Genomic DNA, 20,276 nt, shown 5'->3' with positions numbered 1-20,276 from the left:
TTTACTACGGTACTAAATACAAAAAGCCCCAGCTAATGCCGGGGCTTTTTTACAAAACTAACTTAATTAAAAATTAAGCTTGTTTTGGACTAGAAACAACGTCTACTAAAGTCCAAGATTTATTCTTAGAAATTGGTGCACATTCACGGATAGTAACTACGTCACCCGCTTTTGCTGTGTTGTTTTCGTCATGTACGTGTAGCTTAGTTGTACGTTTAATGAATTTCCCATAGATTGGGTGCTTCACGTAACGTGCGATTGCGATAGTGAAAGATTTTTCCATCTTGTCGCTAACTACACGGCCTTGAAGAGTACGAATTTTATCGCTCATTATTGACCTGCCTTCTGGTTAATAATTGTTTTTACACGCGCGATATCGCGACGTACTGTTCTTAGCGTGTGTGTCTGAGCTAACTGACCAGTGCTTGCTTGCATGCGCAGGTTAAACTGCTCACGAAGAAGTCCTAGAAGTTCAGCATTAAGCTCTTCTACGCTTTTGTCTTTTAGTTCGCTTGCTTTCATCACATTACCGTCCGAGTTACGAAAGTTGTTTTGAATGGCAGTTTACGAGCTGCAAGGTCGAATGCTTCACGAGCAAGCTCTTCAGAAACACCTTCCATTTCGTAAAGTACTTTACCAGGCTGAATTTCAGCAACCCAATATTCAACAGAACCTTTACCTTTACCCATACGAACTTCAAGAGGTTTTTCTGTAATCGGTTTGTCAGGGAAGACACGAATCCAGATTTTACCTTGACGTTTCACGTGACGCGTCATAGCACGACGAGCTGCTTCGATTTGACGAGCAGTCATGCGGCCACGGCCAGTAGCTTTCAATCCGAAAGTACCGAAGCTTACTTTGTTACCGTTTTGCGCTAAACCGCGGTTGCGGCCTTTGTGCATTTTACGGAATTTTGTACGTTTTGGCTGTAACATTACTCGCTACCTCTACTTAGCACTTTTCTTGGCTTTCTTTGGTGCGCGTTTAGCTGGCTTCTCTTGCTCTTGTACTAGTGGTAAACCACCAATAACTTCGCCTTTGAAGATCCAAACTTTAACACCAATGATACCATAAGTGGTTAAGGCTTCAGAAGTTGCGTAGTCGATATCAGCACGAAGAGTATGTAGAGGTACACGACCTTCACGATACCATTCTGAACGTGCGATTTCTGCGCCGCCAAGACGACCGCTAACTTCAACTTTAATCCCTTTTGAACCGATGCGCATTGCATTTTGTACCGAACGCTTCATAGCGCGACGGAACATAACACGACGCTCTAGTTGAGAGGCAATGCCGTCTGCTACTAGTTGTGCATCAAGTTCTGGCTTACGTACTTCAGAGATATTAATCTGAGCAGGTACACCAGCGATTTTAGTTACTGCTTGACGTAATTTTTCTACGTCTTCGCCTTTTTTACCGATAACAACACCCGGACGAGCCGTGTGGATTGTTACGCGGATTGATTTTGCTGGACGCTCAATAACGATTTTAGACACAGAAGCTGTTTTTAATTCCTTTGTAAGGAATGCACGAACTTTGTGATCGCCAAAAAGCTGATCAGAGAAATCTTTAGAACTCGCGTACCAGGTAGAAACCCAAGGTTTAGATATACCTAGGCGAATACCAGTAGGATGAACTTTTTGTCCCATTACTTATACTCCTAGCTATCTGAAACCATAACAGTGATATGGCTTGTACGCTTAAGGATGCGGTCTGCGCGTCCTTTAGCACGAGGCATAATACGTTTCATTGTAGGACCATCGTCCACAAAGATCGTAGTTACACGAAGCTCATCAATGTCAGCACCTTCGTTATGCTCTGCGTTAGCAATAGCAGACTCAAGTACTTTCTTAACTAATACAGCCGCTTTTTTCGGGCTGTACGCCAGGATTTCTAGTGCGCGATCGACAGGTAACCCGCGGATCTGATCTGCAACTAGACGTGCTTTTTGCGCCGAACCAGAGGCGAATTTATGTTTAGCTAATGCTTGCATTTATCTTCCCCTCTTAACGTTTCTTCGCTTTCTTATCCGCAGCATGGCCACGGTAAGTGCGAGTTGGTGCAAATTCACCTAGTTTGTGACCGATCATTTCGTCAGAAACGAAAACTGGTACGTGCTGGCGACCATTATGGACAGCAATGGTCAATCCGATCATGTTAGGTATGATCATTGAACGACGGCTCCAAGTTTTAATTGGCTTTTTCTCACCGCTTTCCAAAGCTTTCTCTACCTTCTTCAGCAAGTGTAGGTCTATAAAAGGACCCTTCTTGAGAGAGCGTGGCATGGCTATTCCTCAATATTACTTAGTACGACGACGTACTATAAATTTATCCGTACGCTTGTTCTTACGCGTCTTCGCACCCTTAGTCGGCTTACCCCATGGAGACACAGGATGACGACCACCAGAAGTACGACCTTCACCACCACCGTGTGGGTGATCAACCGGGTTCATGGCAACACCACGAACTGTCGGACGAATACCACGCCAGCGGTTTGCACCTGCTTTACCAAGTGAACGAAGCATATGCTCAGCATTGCCAACTTCACCAAGTGTAGCACGACAATCAGCTTCAACTTTACGTACTTCGCCTGAACGAAGACGTAATGTTACATACTGACCATCACGTGCAAGAATTTGAACGTAAGCACCAGCAGAACGTGCGATTTGTGCACCTTTACCTGGTTTTAATTCTACGTTGTGAACAGTCGAACCTACAGGCATATTACGCATTGGTAGTGCATTACCAGCTTTGATTGGTGCATCAACACCAGACTGGATTGCATCACCAGCTTTTAAGCCTTTAGGTGCGATAATGTAACGACGCTCACCGTCTGCATATAATACAAGAGCGATGTTTGCGCTACGATTTGGATCGTATTCTAAACGTTCAACAGTAGCTGGAATGCCATCTTTAGTACGTTTAAAATCGATTAAACGGTAATGATGTTTATGACCACCACCGATATGACGAACCGTAATACGACCATTGTTATTACGACCACCTGATTTAGAGTTTTTCTCTAAAAGTGGTGCGTATGGCTTACCCTTATGTAAATCAGAGTTAACCACTTTAACTAGGTGACGACGACCCGCAGAAGTAGGCTTACACTTTTGAAGTGCCATAATTCTATCCCCTTATTACTCGGCGCCGCCGACAAAGTCTAGCTCGCTGCCTTCTTTAAGAGTAACGTAAGCTTTCTTCCAGTCGCTACGACGACCGAAACGCATGCCAGTACGTTTTGTTTTACCCTTAACGTTAAGTGTGCGAACACCCGTTACTTCTACTTCAAAAAGCTTCTCAACTGCTGCTTTAATTTCAGCTTTAGTTGCGTCATTTACTACTTTGAAAACAATCGTGTTGTTTTCTTCAGCAGCAATTGTGCTTTTTTCAGAGATGTGTGGAGCAAGGATCACTTTTAAAAGACGTTCTTCACGGATCATGCTAGCGCCTCCTCAAGTTGCTTAACAGCAGCGGCTGTAATAAGTACCTTGTCGAAAGCAATTAAGCTTACAGGATCGATACCAGCTACATCACGCGTGTCAACCTTATAAAGGTTACGTGCTGATAAGAAAAGATTTTCATCTACTTCTTCAGTCACGATAAGTACATCTTTAAGCTCAAGCTCTTTTAGCTTAGCTACTAGATCTTTAGTTTTTGGTGCTTCAAGACCAAAACTTTCAACAACGATTAAACGCTCTTGACGAACTAGTTCAGATAGGATGCTTTTGATCGCACCACGGTACATTTTACGGTTTACTTTTTGGCTGTGGTCTTGTGGTTTAGCTGCGAAGCTAACGCCACCTGAACGCCAAATTGGACTACGGATTGTACCAGCACGTGCACGGCCAGTACCTTTTTGAGCCCATGGTTTTTTACCACCACCGCTTACTTCAGAACGTGTCTTCTGAGCACGAGTACCTTGACGAGCACCTGCTGCGTAAGCAACAACTACTTGGTGTACTAATGCTTCGTTAAACTCACGTCCAAAAGTAGCTTCAGAAACTTCAAGAGCGCCAGAAGCGTCTTTGATTGCTAATTCCATCACTAAATCTCCAGGACTTATGCTTTAACAGCTGGTTTAACGATAACGTCACCGCCGATAGATCCAGGTACTGCACCTTTCACTAAAAGCAAGTTACGCTCAGCGTCAACGCGAACTAGTTCTAAGTTTTGAGTCGTTACACGCTCAGCACCCATATGACCGGCCATTTTCTTACCTTTAAACACCTTACCAGGTGATTGGTTTTGACCGATTGAACCAGGAGCACGGTGAGATAGAGAGTTACCATGTGTAGCGTCTTGCATGCTGAAATTCCAGCGCTTAACACCACCTTGGAAACCTTTACCTTTAGAAGTACCGGTTACGTCAACCTTGTTGATTTCGTTGAATAACTCAACAGTAAGCTCTGCGCCTACTTCAAAATCGCCTTCACCACCGTTAAGGCGGAATTCCCACAGACCGCGACCCGCTTCAACGCCAGCTTTAGCGAAGTGACCCGCTGAAGCTTTGTTTACACGACTTGCTTTTTTAGTGCCTGCGGTTACTTGAAGCGCGTTATAACCGTCTGTTGCGTCAGATTTGATCTGAGCAATGCGGTTAGGTGTCGCTTCAATAACTGTCACAGGGATAGATACACCATCTTCAGTGAAGATTCGTGTCATACCCACTTTACGACCGACTAGACCTAATGCCATTTTCCTAAAACCTCTCTAATCTTCCGATTAACCCAGGCTGATTTGAACATCAACACCAGCAGCAAGATCTAAACGCATAAGCGCGTCAACAGTCTTGTCAGTTGGTTCTACGATGTCTATCAGACGTTTATGGGTGCGGATTTCGTACTGATCACGCGCATCTTTGTTTACGTGCGGTGAAGTAAGTACAGTAAAACGTTCAAAGCGTGTAGGTAGTGGGATTGGACCACGTACTTGTGCGCCAGTGCGTTTCGCAGTTTCCACGATTTCTGCCGTTGATTGGTCAATCAAACGGTGGTCAAAAGCTTTTAGGCGAATACGAATGCGTTGATTTGACATTCTTAACCTCAATATAAAGAGCATTTAAAAGAGCATAAAAAAACGACCGAAACAATCTTAATTATTAAGATGTCGGCTGTTTGATTATATCTACGTTGAGTTCCAAATCGGAACTCCTGTTTATTAGCTTGAAATCCAAGCTTAATTTATCCTTCCAAGTTCCCGGGGGAATTTTGAAAGCCTGCGTATTATAGAGGTATTGGTGATAAATGCAACAACTAATTCAAAACAAAGTATCAATGATTAATTCGTCTAAATAAGTGCCAGCTTATATTATGTGACTATACTGGAACTAAACTTTTCAATGCGGGTCAATAGCTGCATTAACTAATCTCATTTCGTAAAGAAGCGATTTTTTAGATAATATGGTATCCTATCACGCTAATTTTGCTTTTTAACACCCTCAATATGGTGAGTCGATGCGTATTTTTAATTATTGTTTAAACGTTTTATCTGCTGGATTTAGTCGCTTATTTGTTAAAAGCAAAGTCCTTCCAGAAAACCCTATTAAACAGTACGATTTAAATCCTGATTACCCTACATTTTATATAGTGCGTTTAAATTCTCGTTTTGATCTTGCGGCGCTGGCTCATGCTTGTAAAAAATACGGCTTACCTAGTCCTACTGAAGAGCAAATATTAGGTGATGAACATTTAGAGCGATTTATTGGTATTAAAAATCCACCACCTTTATTTGGCGATACAGCAAAACCAACCAATGCACTGGCACAAGGCAAACACATAATTGATCACCTTATAAATAGTGGCCAAAAAAATGTACAAGTGATACCTGCAACTATTTTATGGGGACGCGATCCAGGTAAAGAAAAACCAGGATTACGTACTTTAATAACGCATTCGGTTACACCAAGCTGGTTTAGAAAGTTTTTTGTTGTGTTGTTTTCTGGTCGCGATAACTTTATTCGCTTTAGCCAACCACTCGACTTATCACTTATTGTAAATGAAAAAGCTGATGTAAATGAGCTACCACAAAAATTACTACGTGTTGCCCGGGTTCACTTTAAGCGTCAAAAACTTGCGGCAACAGGTCCTAAAATGCCATCGCGCGAGCAGCTCTTTAATTCACTATTGGCCTCTCCTACCATTAAAAAAGCCATTCAAGATGAAGCAAAAGCTAAAAATATTAGCCAAACCGAGGCGCGTCAAAATGCGCTTAAGCTACTTGATGAAATAGCCGCAAACTATTCTGAAGCAATGATACGCGTTGCTGATCGCTTTTTAACATGGCTTTGGAATAAGCTATACAACGGCATACACATAAAACACACAGAGCAATTGCATGAACTAACTAATAAAGGCCATGAAATTATTTACATGCCTTGTCATCGTAGCCATATGGACTACTTGCTTCTTACTTACTCTATTTACCATTTAGGTTTGGTGCCACCGCATATAGCCGCAGGTGTTAACCTTAACTTTTTTCCTGCCGGTGGCATATTTCGCCGCTCGGGTGCGTTTTTTATTCGCCGCTCGTTTGCAGGCAATAAACTGTACTCAGCTATTTTTAAAGAATATTTGAGTCAGTTATTTATTAAAGGTTACTCAGTTAAGTTTTACACAGAAGGCGGGCGTAGCCGTACAGGGCGTTTGTTACCGCCCAAAACAGGTATGCTTGCAATGACCTTTCAAGCCATGCTACGCGGTATCGATCGACCAGTATCAATAGTCCCTGTGTATATTGGCTACGAACATGTCATGGAAATAAATACGTACCTTAAAGAGCTTGCTGGAAAAGATAAGAAAGGCGAGTCGGTATTTGGTATTTTTAAAGCGATAAAAAACCTTAAAAACTATGGACGTGGTTACCTAAATTTTGGCGATCCTATTTCGGTTAACCAATATTTAAATGATAACCAACCCGACTGGCGCGACGCGGTTCACCCAACTGACGTACAAAAACCTCAGTGGTTAGGCCCACAAGTTGCAGCCTTAGCAGACCAAGTTATGGTTAAAATTAATAATGCAGCTGCTTTAAATGCTGTTAACTTACTAGCAATGGTATTGCTAGTAAACGACAAGCACGCTTTAAGTAAACCAAAGCTATTAGCTCAGCTCGATTTTTACTTACGCCTGCAGCGTGATGCAAGTTATAGCGATAAAGTAACCGCGCCTGACGAAACACCGGAGCAACTCCTTACACATGCCTTAAAACTTAACAAATTTGATGTGATAAGTGATGAGTTTGGCGAAATTATTGCCATTAGCGATAAAGAAAAAACACTCTTTAATTATTACCGTAACAATATTTTGCATCTATTTGCGGTACCTAGCTTGTTGGCATTGCACTTATTTAAGCAGCACACAACAACAATTAAGCAATGTGAACAATTAGTACATTCGTTTTATCCGCTATTTGCCAAAGAGTGGTATTTACAGCCCCTTGATGAAAACTACATTACGCGTATCTTGGCCAATTTTGCTGATCAAAACTTAATTGAATTTGATGGCGACAATATACACATTACTAATACCAACGACTGCTTAGCAAAATTAGAAATGCTAGGGCGAGCATTGAGCTTCACTCTGCAACGCTACGCTATTGTGATTGGTTTTATACAAACGAGTAATGGCATTGAAAAGGCTGAGCTTGAGCGAGAAAGCCAAGTATTAGCAGATCGCTTAGGCACATTACACGGCATTAAAACACCAGAGTTTTTTGATAAAAAAGTACTGGTTGGTTTTATCGATAACTTACGTGGTGAAGGGCTTGTGACAGAAGGCGATAATGGCTTGGTGGGCAGTACGCAATTGTGCGAAACCTATTCACAACTTAAAACATTGCTACCTGCCCGTATATGGCAATCGATTAGCGACATTGTTCAAGACCAGTGTAACTAGCCGCTATACATAGATAGGGTTAGCGCTGACGCATAACCCCTTCTTGAATTGTTGAGGCAACCAAGTTGCCTTGGCGATCAAAAAATTGCCCTCTTACCAGTCCTCTGCCTGAGCTCGCACTCGGGCTGTCTATGGTGTATAAAATCCAGTCGTCTAATCTAAACGAGCGATGAAACCACATTGCATGGTCAATTGTTGCGACCTGCATATTTGGCTGCATAAACGACACGCCATGCGGCTGTAATGCAGTTGGTAAAAACTCAAAGTCTGATGCATAAGCCAATAGGTAATTATGAATACGCTGATCATCGGGCATGTCACCATTCGCTCTAAACCAAATATGTTTAACTGGCTCAATCGCTTCTGGTTTAAAGGGGTTATGAAATGTCACAGGGCGCATTTCAATAGGCATTTCGCGAATAAATTTATTACGAATCACCTCGGGTATATGCTCAGCATTTTCTTGATAAAACTCAAGCGACGAACGTAGCTCTTCCGGTTGCGGTACATCTGGCATCGTTGCCTGATGCGAAAGTCCGTCTTCAACCGCCTGAAAAGATGCAGTCATATAAAAAATAGGCTTACCGTATTGAATTGCACTTACACGACGGGTACTAAAGCTTTTGCCATCGCGAATAGTTTCAACATCGTAAACGATAGGTTTAGCAGCATCCCCTGGGCGTAAAAAGTAAGAATGTAAAGAGTGAACAATACGTCCAGCCGGTAGGGTTTCCTTTGCTGCTGATAGCGCTTGCCCCATAACCTGACCACCAAAAACAGCTCTAAAACCCAAATCTTGGCTTTGCCCTCGGTATAACCCTTGCTCTATTTCTTCAAGTGTTAATAACGATAATAAATCATCTAAAACTTGGCTCATTATATGTTCCTCAATTCCCTAATAACTTAATGATACTATAGACTACAACTATGTAAATCTTTGTTAGGAATACAACTATGGCTTACTGGCTGTTTAAAACCGAACCCGATGCTTTTTCAATTGACGACCTAAAACACGCACCTAATCAAACAACATTATGGGAAGGTGTACGAAATTACCAAGCCCGAAACTTTTTGCGTGATGATGTTAAAGAAGGCGATTTAGTGATGATTTATCACTCAAGCTGCAAAAACGTAGGTGTAGCGGGTATAGCAAAGATAACAAGCGCAGCCTATCCAGACCCTACTCAATTTGACCTAAATAGCGATTATTATGACCCTAAAGCCACCAGCGATTCACCGCGTTGGGTAGTCGTTGACGTAACCTACCACCAACATTTGAATAAAATGGTTAGCTTAAAATCTATAAAAGCAAACGACAGTATTACAGAGTTGGCACTAAAAAAAGCAGGAAGATTATCGGTTATGCCCGTAACAGAGCACGATTGGAATGAAATTATGAATATGGCTAAAGAGTAAAGTTGTAACGCCGTACTTATTTTTTTACTGCTTTTTTCTTTTTGTGCCCGTGCTTGGGCACAATGGCAAAATACATAATGAGCCCTAACCACGAAAAAAAGATGATACCGATGAGCCAACCGTTTTTTTCGTGGCCTTGCGTACGCTTACTGTTTAGTACAATGACTACAGGTAAAATGTACGCACTTAAAATAACAATTAAAAATATAACTTCATTCATTATTTTTCCAAGCTTGACCAATCAACTTCGGCGCTCAATACACGCTCAACAGAAATATAGTGGAGAATATCACCTTCACTCACTTTATAATCCAAAGGTGGATTTAAGTCCATATTTTGAGCACTCAAGTTATGTGCAACACCCAACAAAATAGCGTCGTGCTGCCTTTTAAAATGATGAAACAAGGTGCCAAATTCCATTTCCTTACAGCCACTGGGTACTTTTAAGCTAAATTGTGTATCACCATGTAATGTAGAAAGCAGCTCTTCTTGTACTCGACTAGAGCCGGGGTCTTGCATTGAACGAACTAATATTTCAGCCGACTTAGCACTGCTACATTCTATATTTTGACAATGCTCCAGTAGCATATCGACCTTGGTTTCATCTAAAAAGTGAGCACTAATATGACACTCATCTTTTACTAAGCGGCTAATACGCAGCGCAGTAGTAAATGTTTGGTCGTCGTCTTGCCCATCAATAATTACTTTATCGGCGTGACTTATTGCTACACGCTCTAACTCTGCTAAATCAGTAAAGCTAGAAAGACGCGCAAAATCAACCTGCTCATTTGCTAAAAACGGATGATCCATCTGCTCTGTTACCGCGAGTAAAATACGACGTTCAGCGCGCTTTGTATCCGCCAAAATGTAATCAATCATTTTTTTAGTTCTGGTATCGTGCCAACCAAAAATAATGATGTGGTTATTACTGTGAGCAAAATCTTTATCACCAGTCATAGCGTGCCTAATTAAATAAGTAACAGTTTGCCCTGCTTTTCCAAGCAAAACACCAAATAAAGCTAAACCAAACGGAATTTGTATTAAAGCAACCACCCATCGACCAAGCTCTGTTGTCGGGCTAAAATCACCATATCCTACTGTTGACGTTGTCACTGTGTAATAGTAAAAAAAAGTGGTTATAGAGGTTAACGCCTGTTCGTTGGCAGCATACAGTAGCAACCAGGTTACGAGCATATGAGTTAAAATTGCAAAGGTCACTGCTTGCCAGCTCAATTGATCAATATGAGCGCGAACAAGTAACGCTAACCTTTTAAATATCACCGGCATAATACAAAATCTTTGTTATTAAATTATCTATAAACAGTACGTTACTGTATGCCTTAGTTTTAATCAACGTTTAAGGTATAGACAGTATAAAACTGTCCCCTGTAATACTAATTGTGATTTGCACATAACCACATTTCGTGATTAATTAATCTACAAACAAACACTAAACTGTATTTTTATGCTTAATAGAATAGCCACCCCATTTACAAAACTGGTTGAGCGTTACCTACCCGACCCATTTATATTTGTAATTTTGCTTACACTTATTACATTTGTCGCTGCCAGTATATTTACCCCTTCCAGCAGTATTAATGTACTGCACGCGTGGGGCAATGGGTTTTGGAACCTATTGAGCTTTGCTATGCAAATGCTGCTTGTACTTATTACAGGCTACATGCTGGCAAGTACACCTCTCATTAGCAAAGTATTAGAGAAACTAGCAACCTTAGCCAACACCGCGCCTAAAGCAATTATATTAGTTACTTTCATCTCACTTTTAGCGAGCTGGCTAAACTGGGGATTTGGCCTTGTTATTGGTGCATTGTTTGCCAAAGCTATTGCAAAACATACCCGTGTAGATTATCGATTATTAGTAGCTAGTGCCTATACTGGCTTTGTTGTATGGCATGGCGGCCTTGCAGGTTCAATTCCGCTAACTATTGCAACACCAGGACACTTTTCACAGGCAAGTATTGGTATTGTGAGTACAGATCAAACCTTATTTGCAGGTTTTAATATTGCCATTTTGATTGGTTTATTTATTATCGTCCCATTAGTAAATCGCTACATGTTACCCAATGACAACGACAGCGTTTATATCGATCCAACCCTATTAAACACCCGCACACCTGCAGCAAGTAAAATAACGCGTCCTTCGCAACATTTAGAACAAAGCAAACTGCTAGGTATGGGCATTGGCTTAATGGGGCTTGCCTACTTAAGCTATTACTTTTTTATCTCTGGTGGCGGCTTAAACCTCAATAGTGTAATTGCCCTGTTTTTATTTTTAGCTATTACGCTACATCAAACTCCTCACAATGTGCTTAATAGCTTACAACAAGCAATTCCGAGTGGTGCGGGAATTGTAATTCAGTTCCCTTTTTATGCCGGTATTATGGCGGTCATGGTCGATACAGGATTAGCACAACAAATATCACAAGGCTTTATTGCCATTGCGGATGCCGATAGCTTGCCATTTTATAGTTTTATTAGTGCAGGACTCGTTAATATGTTTGTGCCCTCCGGTGGCGGACAATGGGCTGTACAGGCACCTATTGTAATACCCGCAGCGCAAGAGCTGGGCGCCGATATATCCCGTGTTGCTATGGCTGTGGCATGGGGCGATGCGTGGACCAATTTAATTCAACCTTTTTGGGCACTGCCCGTATTGGCTATAGCGGGCCTAAAGGCAAGAGATATTATGGGCTTTTGCGTGGTACAACTGATTATTACTGGGGTATTTATATCGCTGGTATTGAGCTTTTATTAATAAAGCTTTGCGCGTAGTTAAAAATTAACTACGCGCACAATTATCAGTTCGATAAAATTGTCATCGGCAAACTGAGTATTGGATTGTCAGAATCAGCAAAATGCATCATCACTGCTACATGCCCTGTAACTACCAGTGCGTACATAGCGGCTGAAAAACCTTGTCCGTATTTATCTAGTGGTATTAAATGCGAATAATGTCGACCGCGCCATTCAAACACAATTTCTAGCGCCCCAACAAACAAAAAGAACACCAGTAACATTAAACCAAATGTATAACTAACCCATAAGCCAAATAACACACCCAGCAAGCATACACTTAGTCCAATCCATGAGCGCATAGAAAAGCTGATACTCTTTAATACATGCCCACCATCTAGCGGTAAAATAGGCAGTAAGTTAAATAAGTTAAGTAGTGCGCTTAATACCGCAACACCGGCAAATATATCCATCTCCGTAGCGTAATATAAAACAACACCCAACACAGAGGTTATTAAGCCAAAAGCAGGCCCCATAAGCGATATGACCACATCTTGCCAGCGGGTTGTTATTTTATCGTCACTGACAGCTAAGCCACCCACAAATGGGATTAAGTAAATACCTTTGGTTTTTATGCCAAAGTACTTCATAGCTCTTACGTGCCCATACTCATGCACCACTAAACACGCAATAAGCATAAGCGCAAATTCAATGCTAAATAGCCAAGCATACCCAGCAACAGATGCACCTGCCAACGCAGCCTTTACTACTTTTGCGCTTTTAAATAGTTTAAAACCTAACGCAGCAAAACCTAAAAAACCCCTTTTAGGTTCACCATTAACTGGGGCTGGTAAAGCGAGCTGGGTAGCAAATTGCTCATCTACAAATAACGAAATACTTTGCTCGGCAGTTGTGCTGGTATCTATGCCTATTAATTTATCTTGAAAGTTAAATTGATAGTAATGTTCTCGAGGAGTATCAAACGCAATAGCTTGCTGGTTATGAAATACTTGTACTATTTGCTGCCCAGAAACCATTAATGAAAATGGCTGGTCAGCCAAGGTTAGGTCTATTCTTATCATAATTAAAGCCATTTAAAATAATCGCGCTAGTATACCGTTTGGCTAAAAAAACACGAGGGCAGGCGTTAACTATTGTATTAAATTTAAGTACCTAACAATAGCTAACGTTGCGAGCGAAAAGCTACTTTTCTTCTTCAGGATGTTCGTCTTCTTCACTTACAATATGCGCACTGCTGGCCAAACGCTTACGCCAGCGTTGCTTTGCCACTGCACGCATATTGGTTGACTGATCGCGTTCGTCGACTATTTCTAAGCCCATTAGTGATTCAATCATATCCTCAAGCGTTACTATGCCGCGCACTTCTCCGTATTCATCCACAACTAAACATATGTGCGTACGTTGAGTTAGTAGCGTTTGCAATAATGACGATACATTTTGAGATGTGGGTACTGTATAAATTGGTTTGATCAGCTTGCTGATTTTATAATCGGTGCCTAAGCGATGATACGCCAACATAATATCGTTTTTATGCACGAAACCGACAATGTCGTCGGCATCTTTATCAAATATTAATACGCGGGAAAACGATGACGAACCGTGCTCATTTAAATATTGGTTTACTGTTAAGTCTTTATGTACTTTAAAAATAACTGTGCGCGGCGTCATTAAATCAGACAATTTTGCATGCCTAAAATGTAAAAGATTACGAATAATTTCAGACTCATCTTCGTGCAAAGCGCCCGATTCAGTGCCAATATCGGCCATGGCTTCTATTTCTTGGCGAATATAGTAAGCTTCGTCGTGCTTTGGCCCCATTAGGTTTGTTAACTTTTGCGCACACCATACAAAGGGTTTTAGCGAAATCACCAAAAACCGTAAAGAGTAGGTAACACTTGGCGTTAAGGCACGCCAGTAATTAGCACCCAGAGTTTTTGGAATAATTTCAGAAAGAACCAATACCAATAAGGTCATAATTGCTGAGGCAATCCCCACTGCAGCATCAGAAAAAACCACGGCCGCTTGCGCTCCTACACCCGCCGCACCCGCTGTATGCGCGATGGTGTTTAAAGTCAAAATGGCTGCCAGTGGCTGATCTATATTATTTTTTAGTTTTTCAAGTTGCTTAGCAAGCACAGGTTGCTCTTTTCTAAGTGATGCAACATAGCTTGGCGAAATGCTTAACAGCACCGCTTCCATCACAGAGCACAAAAACGAAATAACAATGGCCACAACCATATAAACAATCAGTAAAGTCACTTTTTCTCCTTTATATTGGGTATGTGAGCATGGTAACAATACATGCTATATTTGACCAAATACCCAATAATAACAGGCACAATAATGAAATTTAATGCACCTTGGTTTTACCGCAACAAGCAATTTAAACGAGCCTTAGGTTTATTAGCCTTTAGCAGTTTAAGCTTTGCAGCAATTGCTGAACCATTGGACAAATCAAAAATTCAATTTATCGGCCCCTTGGCCGAAGATATGCAATTAAAACCTTTTCAAACGCCGCATGGCTCAGCCATTATCAACAACCTTTTGCCACAATTACAAGCAAACTCAGACAGTTTTTCTATTTTCGGTAAAAAACAAAGCTGGCAGCCATTCAATAAAGTAAGCGCACTTACCCTTGGCGGACTGCAAGCACTAAAATTTAATATTGAAACAGAGCGTTTTACACAAGGCACCTTAACATTAAAAGGGATTGAAAAGGGGCAATTATTTATTAATGGCGAACCCCAAAAAGGGGATAAAAACAGTTATAAGCTTGCATTAACTAACTCCACCCACAGCGTTATTATTTTGGCGCAACAAGTCGCAAACTGGAGTGATGTGATTATTGATTTCATCCCTAAGAGTGACATTGATAAAATTACGCTAAATACATCATACACAAAGCGCTTATCAGCAAAGCAACTGTTTGATGCGCCAACCATGAGTAATATATCTTTAGCGCCTAACGCAGAGCAATACATAACCACTAAGCGCACTTACGACGATAAAACTCAAAATAAAGCCAACTTGGTTACCGAGTTAAAAAATACAGATAACTCAACTGTATATCGATTTGAAGATGGGCAACCAAGTAACATTATTTGGAGCCCAGATAATAAGTACTTAGTGTATTTATTAAAGGGTGAGCTTAAACAGCTTAATCGTAAAAGCTTAGCCATTAAAACACTGGCAAGCGACTTAGCTGGCGCCAGTGGCTTCACCTTTTTTAACGACACCAGCCTAGTATTTAGCTGGTCAAAATCACCAGAAAGCAGCAACAACTTAACCAAGCATTATAAAGGCCTTCAAGATCGTTGGTCATACGCGCGCACCACCAGCCAACTTTATATGCTTGATACTAAAAGTGGCTTAACAAAAGCACTTAGCCAAGGCCCGCTTTCTCATAGCTTTGAAGATTTAAATAGTACGCGTGGAAAAGTATTAATGAGCCGTTCGGTTATGGCTATGCAAGCGTCTACTCACCCTGAGACAGAGCTCGTTGAGCTGGATATAAAATCAAACAAGCTCTTGTCACTTGGTAAATTTAAAACATTTAACCAAGCAAAATACGCAAACAAAGACGTGTATGTTGTTGCAGGTCCCGACTTTAAAAATGGCGCTGGCAGAGCGTTGCCAAAGTCAATGCTTGCTAATAACTACGACGGACAGCTTTACCTGTTAACTAACAACGGTAAAAATGTTACTGCGCTCAGTAAACAATTCGACCCATCGATTGGTCAGCTAAGCGTGTTAGAAAACGGCGATGCGGTACTTAAAGTGACCGAAAAAGACACTCAGCCATTGTATCTATTCGACCTCAGTAAGCAGCGCTTTAAAAAGTTAAATACCAATGTGGATATTGTAGAAAAATTTAGCGTTTCACATGGGCGCAATTCACAAGTGTTAATCACCGGCACAAGTGCTTTAGCACCGCAACAGCTCAAACGCCTTAATATCAGTAAAAACAAAACCGATCTTATTTGGGATTCAAAACCAATTGCTTATGCCAATACAACAATACCCACCCTTGAAGAATTTAACTTTACTAATAAAAGTGGCGTTGAAATAACCGGGCGTGTTTATGTGCCAAGTAACCTAGATAAAACTAAAAAGTACCCTGCTCTTGTATATTATTACGGTGGTACATCACCCGTTACCCGTGGTTTTACTGGCCGTTACCCATTTAACTTATGGGCCGAAAACGGCTATGTGGTTTATGTAGTACAACCTACTGGCGCGACAGGTTTTGGACAAAAGTTCTCAGCACAACACGTCAATGCATGGGGTGATTACACCGCCGACGATATTATCGAAGGAACACAGGCTTTTTTAAAACAATACGACTACGTAGATAACACTAAGGTCGGTAATTTAGGTGCCTCTTATGGTGGCTTTATGACCATGCTATTGGCAACAAAAACCGATTTATTTAGCGCCTCTATTTCCCACGCGGGTATTTCAAACTTAACCTCTTATTGGGGCGAAGGGTGGTGGGGCTACTTATACTCTGGTGAGGCATCTAAAAACAGCTTCCCATGGAATAACGCCAATCTGTATAGCCAACATAGTCCGGTATTTCATGCAGACAAAGTAACCACACCATTACTGCTTATTCATGGTGACAGTGATACTAACGTACCAGTAGGCGAGAGCTTAACAATGTACACCGCACTTAAACTACTAAATAAAGACGTGGAGCTTATTGAGTACAAAGGTGCTGATCATCAAATTTTTGCGCGCGATAAGCGCTTTAACTGGTGGAATACTATGTTGGCATATTTTGATAAAAAACTAAAAGACGAACCACAATGGTGGGATTCAATGTACGAAAATAAGTAATTTAAACCGGAATTTTATATCTTTATGAAAAGCGCCCTTGAATATGGGGCGCTTTTTTGATGTTTTATAATTATTTTAATATTTTTGAAATATTAAGTTACTTAAAACTAGCATGTAACCCCTTCTCAGTATTTACCTAATGGTGCTACCATACAAAGCTACAAGCATTTAAAATAAAGTACTATGGCTATTAATGTTTTATTGGTTGAAGACGATGAAATACTCGTTAAACGCATTCAAAATCATTTTGCAGAGACCGAATTTACAATAGAAGTAGACTCAACTGGCGCTGATGCATTGAGCATCGTTAGGCAGCGAGTAAACCTGCGTGATGCATTTACCCTCGCTATTATTGATATTGTACTGCCTAAAATAGACGGCCTTCAGCTCGCCAAAGAACTTAACACACTAACAGATATTGGTGTTATTGTGCTTTCTAGTCGTGATTCACAAGCAGATCGAATAGCAGGCCTTGCCCAAGGTGCTGACGACTATATTTGTAAGCCTGTTGATTTACTTGAGCTTGAACTGCGCATGCGCGCTTTGTATAAACGCGTTGCCGTTAATATGGATAGCGACGAAAGTGAAGAGTTTATTGAATACGCCGACTTTAAATTACACCCCGATAATCGCACCCTTATTACCTCCTCGGGTGTTGAATCACGTTTGACTGAAGCAGAGCACAAAGTACTTATTTGCTTAATAAGTAATGCAGGTAAAGCCACTTCACGTGAAAAAATATCTGAAGAAATAGGCCAACCAGATTGGAGCCCTAACGACCGTACAGTCGATGTTCTTATTGGTCGATTACGTAAAAAACTAAACGATGAAAAAGATCAAAAGCGTATTGTCACTGTGCGCGGTAAAGGTTACATGCTCTCTTTATAGCCGCTAGTAAAAACAGTTTAGCCTCAATTTTAGCTACTTAGTAAGTTGAGCAATTAAGCGTTCAAAGGCTCTGTAATTTAATGCCTCTTTTAAATCGTCTAAACTAATTTTTTCATTCCCTTTTAAATCGCTAATCGTACGCGCTACTTTAATAACTCTATGGTAAGAGCGCGGCGATAAAGACAGCTTTTCACTGGCCTTAGCCAAAAACTGCAGCTCTGCTGGGGCAAGCTCACAGTGAATACTCATTTCTTTATTATTTAGCCGCGCATTTACTTTGCCTTGGCGTTTTAACTGTATGTAATAAGCTGCTTCTACCCGTGCACGCACTTGTGCGCTGGTTTCTTCTTGTTTAGTGCTTTGCAGTTCTACGCTAGTTAACCGTGGTAGCTCTATTTGCAAATCAATACGGTCAACAAATGGGCCTGATACACGAGATAAATAACGTATAACTTGATCGGGTGTTGCTCTTTTATCGGTATGGCTTCCAGTAGGACTTGGGTTTAACGCTGTAATGAGCTGAAACTGTGCAGGGAACTCCATTTGCCGCGCCGCACGCGAAATAGTTACCGTACCGGTTTCCATTGGCTCACGAAGGGAGTCGAGCACTTTACGCTCAAACTCTGGTAGTTCATCTAAAAATAATACCCCATTGTGTGCTAGCGAAATTTCACCCGGCTTAGGGTTTGATGACCCCCCTACTAATGCAACTGCCGAACAGGTATGATGAGGATTACGAAAAGGGCGCTGCCGCCAGTTTGTTAAATCGATTGAATGACCAATAATTGAATAAAGTGCGGCAGTTGAAAGTGCCTCATCATCAGACATAGCCGGCATTATTGTGGCCATTCGTTGAGCAAGCATTGATTTACCGGTTCCCGGTGGACCTAAAAATAGCAGGTTGTGACCGCCTGCAGCAGCTATTTCTAATACACGTTTAGCCCCGGGTTGACCTTTTACATCGCTCAAATCGAGTAAAAAGTCAGGTGCCTGCGTACAGTCTGGATACTCTATATTTAACGGCAACGGCTGCTGGTTTAGTAAATCACCCCATACTTCTTGAATCGAACTTACCGCTTTGCGCTTTACGCCATTTACAAGGCTTGCCAGGCTATCATTAGCTATGGGTAAAAAACAGCAGCGGTTTTGTTCCTTAGCTGCAAGCACAGAGGGCAAAATAGCATTTACTCCACGTACCTCACCGTTGAGTGCAAGCTCACCGTAAAACTCATATTTATGAATATCAGGGCACACTATTTGCCCTGATGCCACCAAAATGCCTACGGCAATCGCCAAATCAAACCGGCCACCGTCTTTGGGTAAATCAGCTGGGGCTAAATTAACAGTAATGCGTTGATCAGGGAAACCAAATTGAGAGTTTTCAAGCGCGCTGCGCACTCTGTCTTTTGACTCTTTCACAGAGGCTTCGGGAAGGCCTACAATGTGGAATGCGGGTAAACCAGTTCCTAAGTGAACCTCTACAATAACCTCAGGGGCATTAATACCTACCTGAGCACGAGAATATATACGAGCTAATGACATTCCTTATCCTAATCAATCCTATGATTAAGTAAGTTTAGTCAGGATATTTAAAAACGTGTAATGTGATTTTCCATTTTATTGCTGAAAAACGTAAGAATAATGTCATCAACATTGCCAATACCATCGCCAACTCAGTCACAAATGAAAAATACACACTGAGTGTATAAACAATACCACCCGCAATACAGGTAATGGCATAGAGCTCTCCTTTTAACAGCATAGGGATTTCGCGGGCGAGTACATCACGTATTAAGCCTCCAAAACAAGCCGTTATGACTCCCATTATGATTGCTGTCATTTCTGGCATGCCTGCAAGTAGTGCTTTTTGAGTGCCCATTACAGCAAAAAAAGCCAAGCCGAATGCGTCTGCTATTTGAAGTGTGTAATACGGAATAGATTTTTGCTTATTAATAAGCCGAGATGTAATAAGTACAGCAGCTAAAATAGCAAAAAAATAGCTTTGATCATGTAGCCAAAATACAGGAACGTCTAGAATCACATCGCGAACAGTTCCCCCACCAATAGCGGTCACTGTTGCTAATACTACCACCCCAAAACCATCCATTTTTTTCTCGTAGGCCACTAATGTGCCTGAAATAGCAAACACAGCAATGCCGATTAAATCAAACCAGTGATACAGCTCTGTCATGTAAAAGTACACTTAAAAATATTTCAGCCGTTTTAACATACCCAGCACGAGGTGTTAAGTAATAACGAATTTAAAATGATTGGTATAGTATATATGGTAAGTGTAATAACCACTTTGTTATTAAAAATCACTGAATTTCAGGCAAAAAAACACGCTTTTAGCGTGTTACTTTAATAGTGCTTTTATTTCAGTGTTTGCGGGAGCCGGATTTAAATAAGTGACCTTTGCTGGCTAATGGAGAGCTGAGACCGACGAGCTACCCATTTCACTGA

23 protein-coding genes are annotated in these 20,276 nt (G+C 41.2%); 5 read left to right on the top strand and 18 right to left on the bottom strand.

Features of this window, described 5'->3' with window-relative positions; genetic code table 11:
* Nucleotides 1-73 precede the first annotated feature (73 nt).
* The 11 genes from rpsQ to rpsJ are packed head-to-tail and all read right to left on the bottom strand — an operon-like array spanning nt 74 to nt 5,037.
* A complete protein-coding gene (rpsQ, locus tag RF53_RS16295; RefSeq protein ID WP_006791355.1) occupies nt 74-331 on the bottom strand; it encodes a 30S ribosomal protein S17 in 258 nt (85 codons plus the stop codon).
* On the bottom strand, nt 331-522 hold the full coding sequence (gene rpmC / locus RF53_RS16290; RefSeq protein ID WP_004588692.1) for a 50S ribosomal protein L29: 192 nt from the start codon (nt 520-522) through the stop codon (nt 331-333). Before rpmC ends, rpsQ begins: the two co-directional genes overlap by 1 nt.
* Entirely contained in the window at nt 522-935 is a 414-nt protein-coding gene (gene rplP / locus RF53_RS16285) for a 50S ribosomal protein L16 (protein ID WP_002957890.1), read from the bottom strand. Before rplP ends, rpmC begins: the two co-directional genes overlap by 1 nt.
* A gap of 12 nt (nt 936-947) precedes the next feature.
* Nucleotides 948-1,649, bottom strand: coding sequence for a 30S ribosomal protein S3 (rpsC, locus tag RF53_RS16280; RefSeq protein ID WP_006791356.1), 702 nt, complete (start codon nt 1,647-1,649; stop codon nt 948-950).
* A gap of 11 nt (nt 1,650-1,660) precedes the next feature.
* The gene (gene rplV / locus RF53_RS16275; RefSeq protein WP_006791357.1) at nt 1,661-1,993 is read right to left on the bottom strand and encodes a 50S ribosomal protein L22; all 333 of its coding nucleotides are present in this window, start codon (nt 1,991-1,993) and stop codon (nt 1,661-1,663) included.
* A gap of 13 nt (nt 1,994-2,006) precedes the next feature.
* A complete protein-coding gene (rpsS, locus tag RF53_RS16270; protein WP_004588689.1) occupies nt 2,007-2,285 on the bottom strand; it encodes a 30S ribosomal protein S19 in 279 nt (92 codons plus the stop codon).
* A gap of 15 nt (nt 2,286-2,300) precedes the next feature.
* Complete coding sequence (gene rplB / locus RF53_RS16265; RefSeq protein ID WP_006791358.1) at nt 2,301-3,125, bottom strand: 50S ribosomal protein L2; 825 nt, start codon at nt 3,123-3,125, stop codon at nt 2,301-2,303.
* 15 nt (nt 3,126-3,140) lie between these two features.
* A complete protein-coding gene (gene rplW, locus RF53_RS16260; RefSeq protein ID WP_006791359.1) occupies nt 3,141-3,443 on the bottom strand; it encodes a 50S ribosomal protein L23 in 303 nt (100 codons plus the stop codon).
* Entirely contained in the window at nt 3,440-4,045 is a 606-nt protein-coding gene (gene rplD / locus RF53_RS16255; RefSeq protein WP_006791360.1) for a 50S ribosomal protein L4, read from the bottom strand. The genes rplW and rplD overlap by 4 nt, the downstream gene beginning before the upstream one ends.
* A gap of 17 nt (nt 4,046-4,062) precedes the next feature.
* Nucleotides 4,063-4,698, bottom strand: coding sequence for a 50S ribosomal protein L3 (rplC, locus tag RF53_RS16250; protein WP_006791361.1), 636 nt, complete (start codon nt 4,696-4,698; stop codon nt 4,063-4,065).
* Nucleotides 4,699-4,725: 27 nt separating this feature from the next.
* A complete protein-coding gene (rpsJ, locus tag RF53_RS16245; RefSeq protein WP_002957900.1) occupies nt 4,726-5,037 on the bottom strand; it encodes a 30S ribosomal protein S10 in 312 nt (103 codons plus the stop codon).
* 419 nt (nt 5,038-5,456) lie between these two features.
* Between rpsJ and plsB the strand changes: the two genes are divergently transcribed.
* Nucleotides 5,457-7,895 (top strand): glycerol-3-phosphate 1-O-acyltransferase PlsB, encoded by a 2,439-nt coding sequence (gene plsB / locus RF53_RS16240; protein WP_039038289.1) that lies wholly within the window; start codon nt 5,457-5,459, stop codon nt 7,893-7,895.
* A 19-nt stretch (nt 7,896-7,914) separates the two neighbouring features.
* Here plsB and tesB read toward each other — a convergent pair whose 3' ends face one another.
* Entirely contained in the window at nt 7,915-8,772 is an 858-nt protein-coding gene (tesB, locus tag RF53_RS16235; protein ID WP_006791363.1) for an acyl-CoA thioesterase II, read from the bottom strand.
* A 77-nt stretch (nt 8,773-8,849) separates the two neighbouring features.
* Between tesB and RF53_RS16230 the strand changes: the two genes are divergently transcribed.
* Entirely contained in the window at nt 8,850-9,311 is a 462-nt protein-coding gene (locus RF53_RS16230) for an EVE domain-containing protein (RefSeq protein ID WP_008129557.1), read from the top strand.
* A 16-nt stretch (nt 9,312-9,327) separates the two neighbouring features.
* On the opposite strand, the gene RF53_RS16225 is transcribed toward RF53_RS16230, so the two are convergent.
* Nucleotides 9,328-9,531 (bottom strand): PLDc N-terminal domain-containing protein, encoded by a 204-nt coding sequence (locus RF53_RS16225; protein WP_006791365.1) that lies wholly within the window; start codon nt 9,529-9,531, stop codon nt 9,328-9,330.
* Nucleotides 9,531-10,598, bottom strand: a complete 1,068-nt coding sequence (locus RF53_RS16220) for a potassium channel family protein (RefSeq protein ID WP_039038288.1) — start codon at nt 10,596-10,598, stop codon at nt 9,531-9,533. The genes RF53_RS16225 and RF53_RS16220 overlap by 1 nt, the downstream gene beginning before the upstream one ends.
* 178 nt (nt 10,599-10,776) lie before the next feature.
* Between RF53_RS16220 and RF53_RS16215 the strand changes: the two genes are divergently transcribed.
* Complete coding sequence (locus RF53_RS16215) at nt 10,777-12,087, top strand: short-chain fatty acid transporter (protein WP_039038287.1); 1,311 nt, start codon at nt 10,777-10,779, stop codon at nt 12,085-12,087.
* Between the two features lie 43 nt (nt 12,088-12,130).
* On the opposite strand, the gene RF53_RS16210 is transcribed toward RF53_RS16215, so the two are convergent.
* Together RF53_RS16210 and RF53_RS16205 are read right to left on the bottom strand one after the other, a co-directional pair.
* Nucleotides 12,131-13,147, bottom strand: a complete 1,017-nt coding sequence (locus RF53_RS16210; RefSeq protein ID WP_039038286.1) for a metalloprotease — start codon at nt 13,145-13,147, stop codon at nt 12,131-12,133.
* 121 nt (nt 13,148-13,268) lie between these two features.
* The gene (locus RF53_RS16205; RefSeq protein ID WP_008129553.1) at nt 13,269-14,345 is read right to left on the bottom strand and encodes a hemolysin family protein; all 1,077 of its coding nucleotides are present in this window, start codon (nt 14,343-14,345) and stop codon (nt 13,269-13,271) included.
* An 84-nt stretch (nt 14,346-14,429) separates the two neighbouring features.
* Between RF53_RS16205 and RF53_RS16200 the strand changes: the two genes are divergently transcribed.
* Nucleotides 14,430-16,925 (top strand): alpha/beta hydrolase family protein, encoded by a 2,496-nt coding sequence (locus RF53_RS16200; RefSeq protein ID WP_039038285.1) that lies wholly within the window; start codon nt 14,430-14,432, stop codon nt 16,923-16,925.
* 183 nt (nt 16,926-17,108) lie between these two features.
* The gene (locus tag RF53_RS16195; RefSeq protein WP_006791373.1) at nt 17,109-17,813 is read left to right on the top strand and encodes a response regulator transcription factor; all 705 of its coding nucleotides are present in this window, start codon (nt 17,109-17,111) and stop codon (nt 17,811-17,813) included.
* A gap of 33 nt (nt 17,814-17,846) precedes the next feature.
* Here the strand turns inward: RF53_RS16195 and RF53_RS16190 are convergent, their stop codons facing one another.
* Together RF53_RS16190 and RF53_RS16185 are read right to left on the bottom strand one after the other, a co-directional pair.
* Nucleotides 17,847-19,355 (bottom strand): YifB family Mg chelatase-like AAA ATPase, encoded by a 1,509-nt coding sequence (locus tag RF53_RS16190; RefSeq protein ID WP_006791374.1) that lies wholly within the window; start codon nt 19,353-19,355, stop codon nt 17,847-17,849.
* A 34-nt stretch (nt 19,356-19,389) separates the two neighbouring features.
* On the bottom strand, nt 19,390-20,004 hold the full coding sequence (locus RF53_RS16185; protein WP_006791375.1) for a trimeric intracellular cation channel family protein: 615 nt from the start codon (nt 20,002-20,004) through the stop codon (nt 19,390-19,392).
* Nucleotides 20,005-20,276: the final 272 nt, after the last annotated feature.

This window comes from Pseudoalteromonas sp. ECSMB14103, from assembly GCF_000813065.1.
Classification (GTDB): domain Bacteria; phylum Pseudomonadota; class Gammaproteobacteria; order Enterobacterales; family Alteromonadaceae; genus Pseudoalteromonas; species Pseudoalteromonas marina.
The sequence above is the reverse complement of the archived record's forward strand: the minus strand, read 5'-3'. Positions and strand labels throughout refer to the sequence as shown.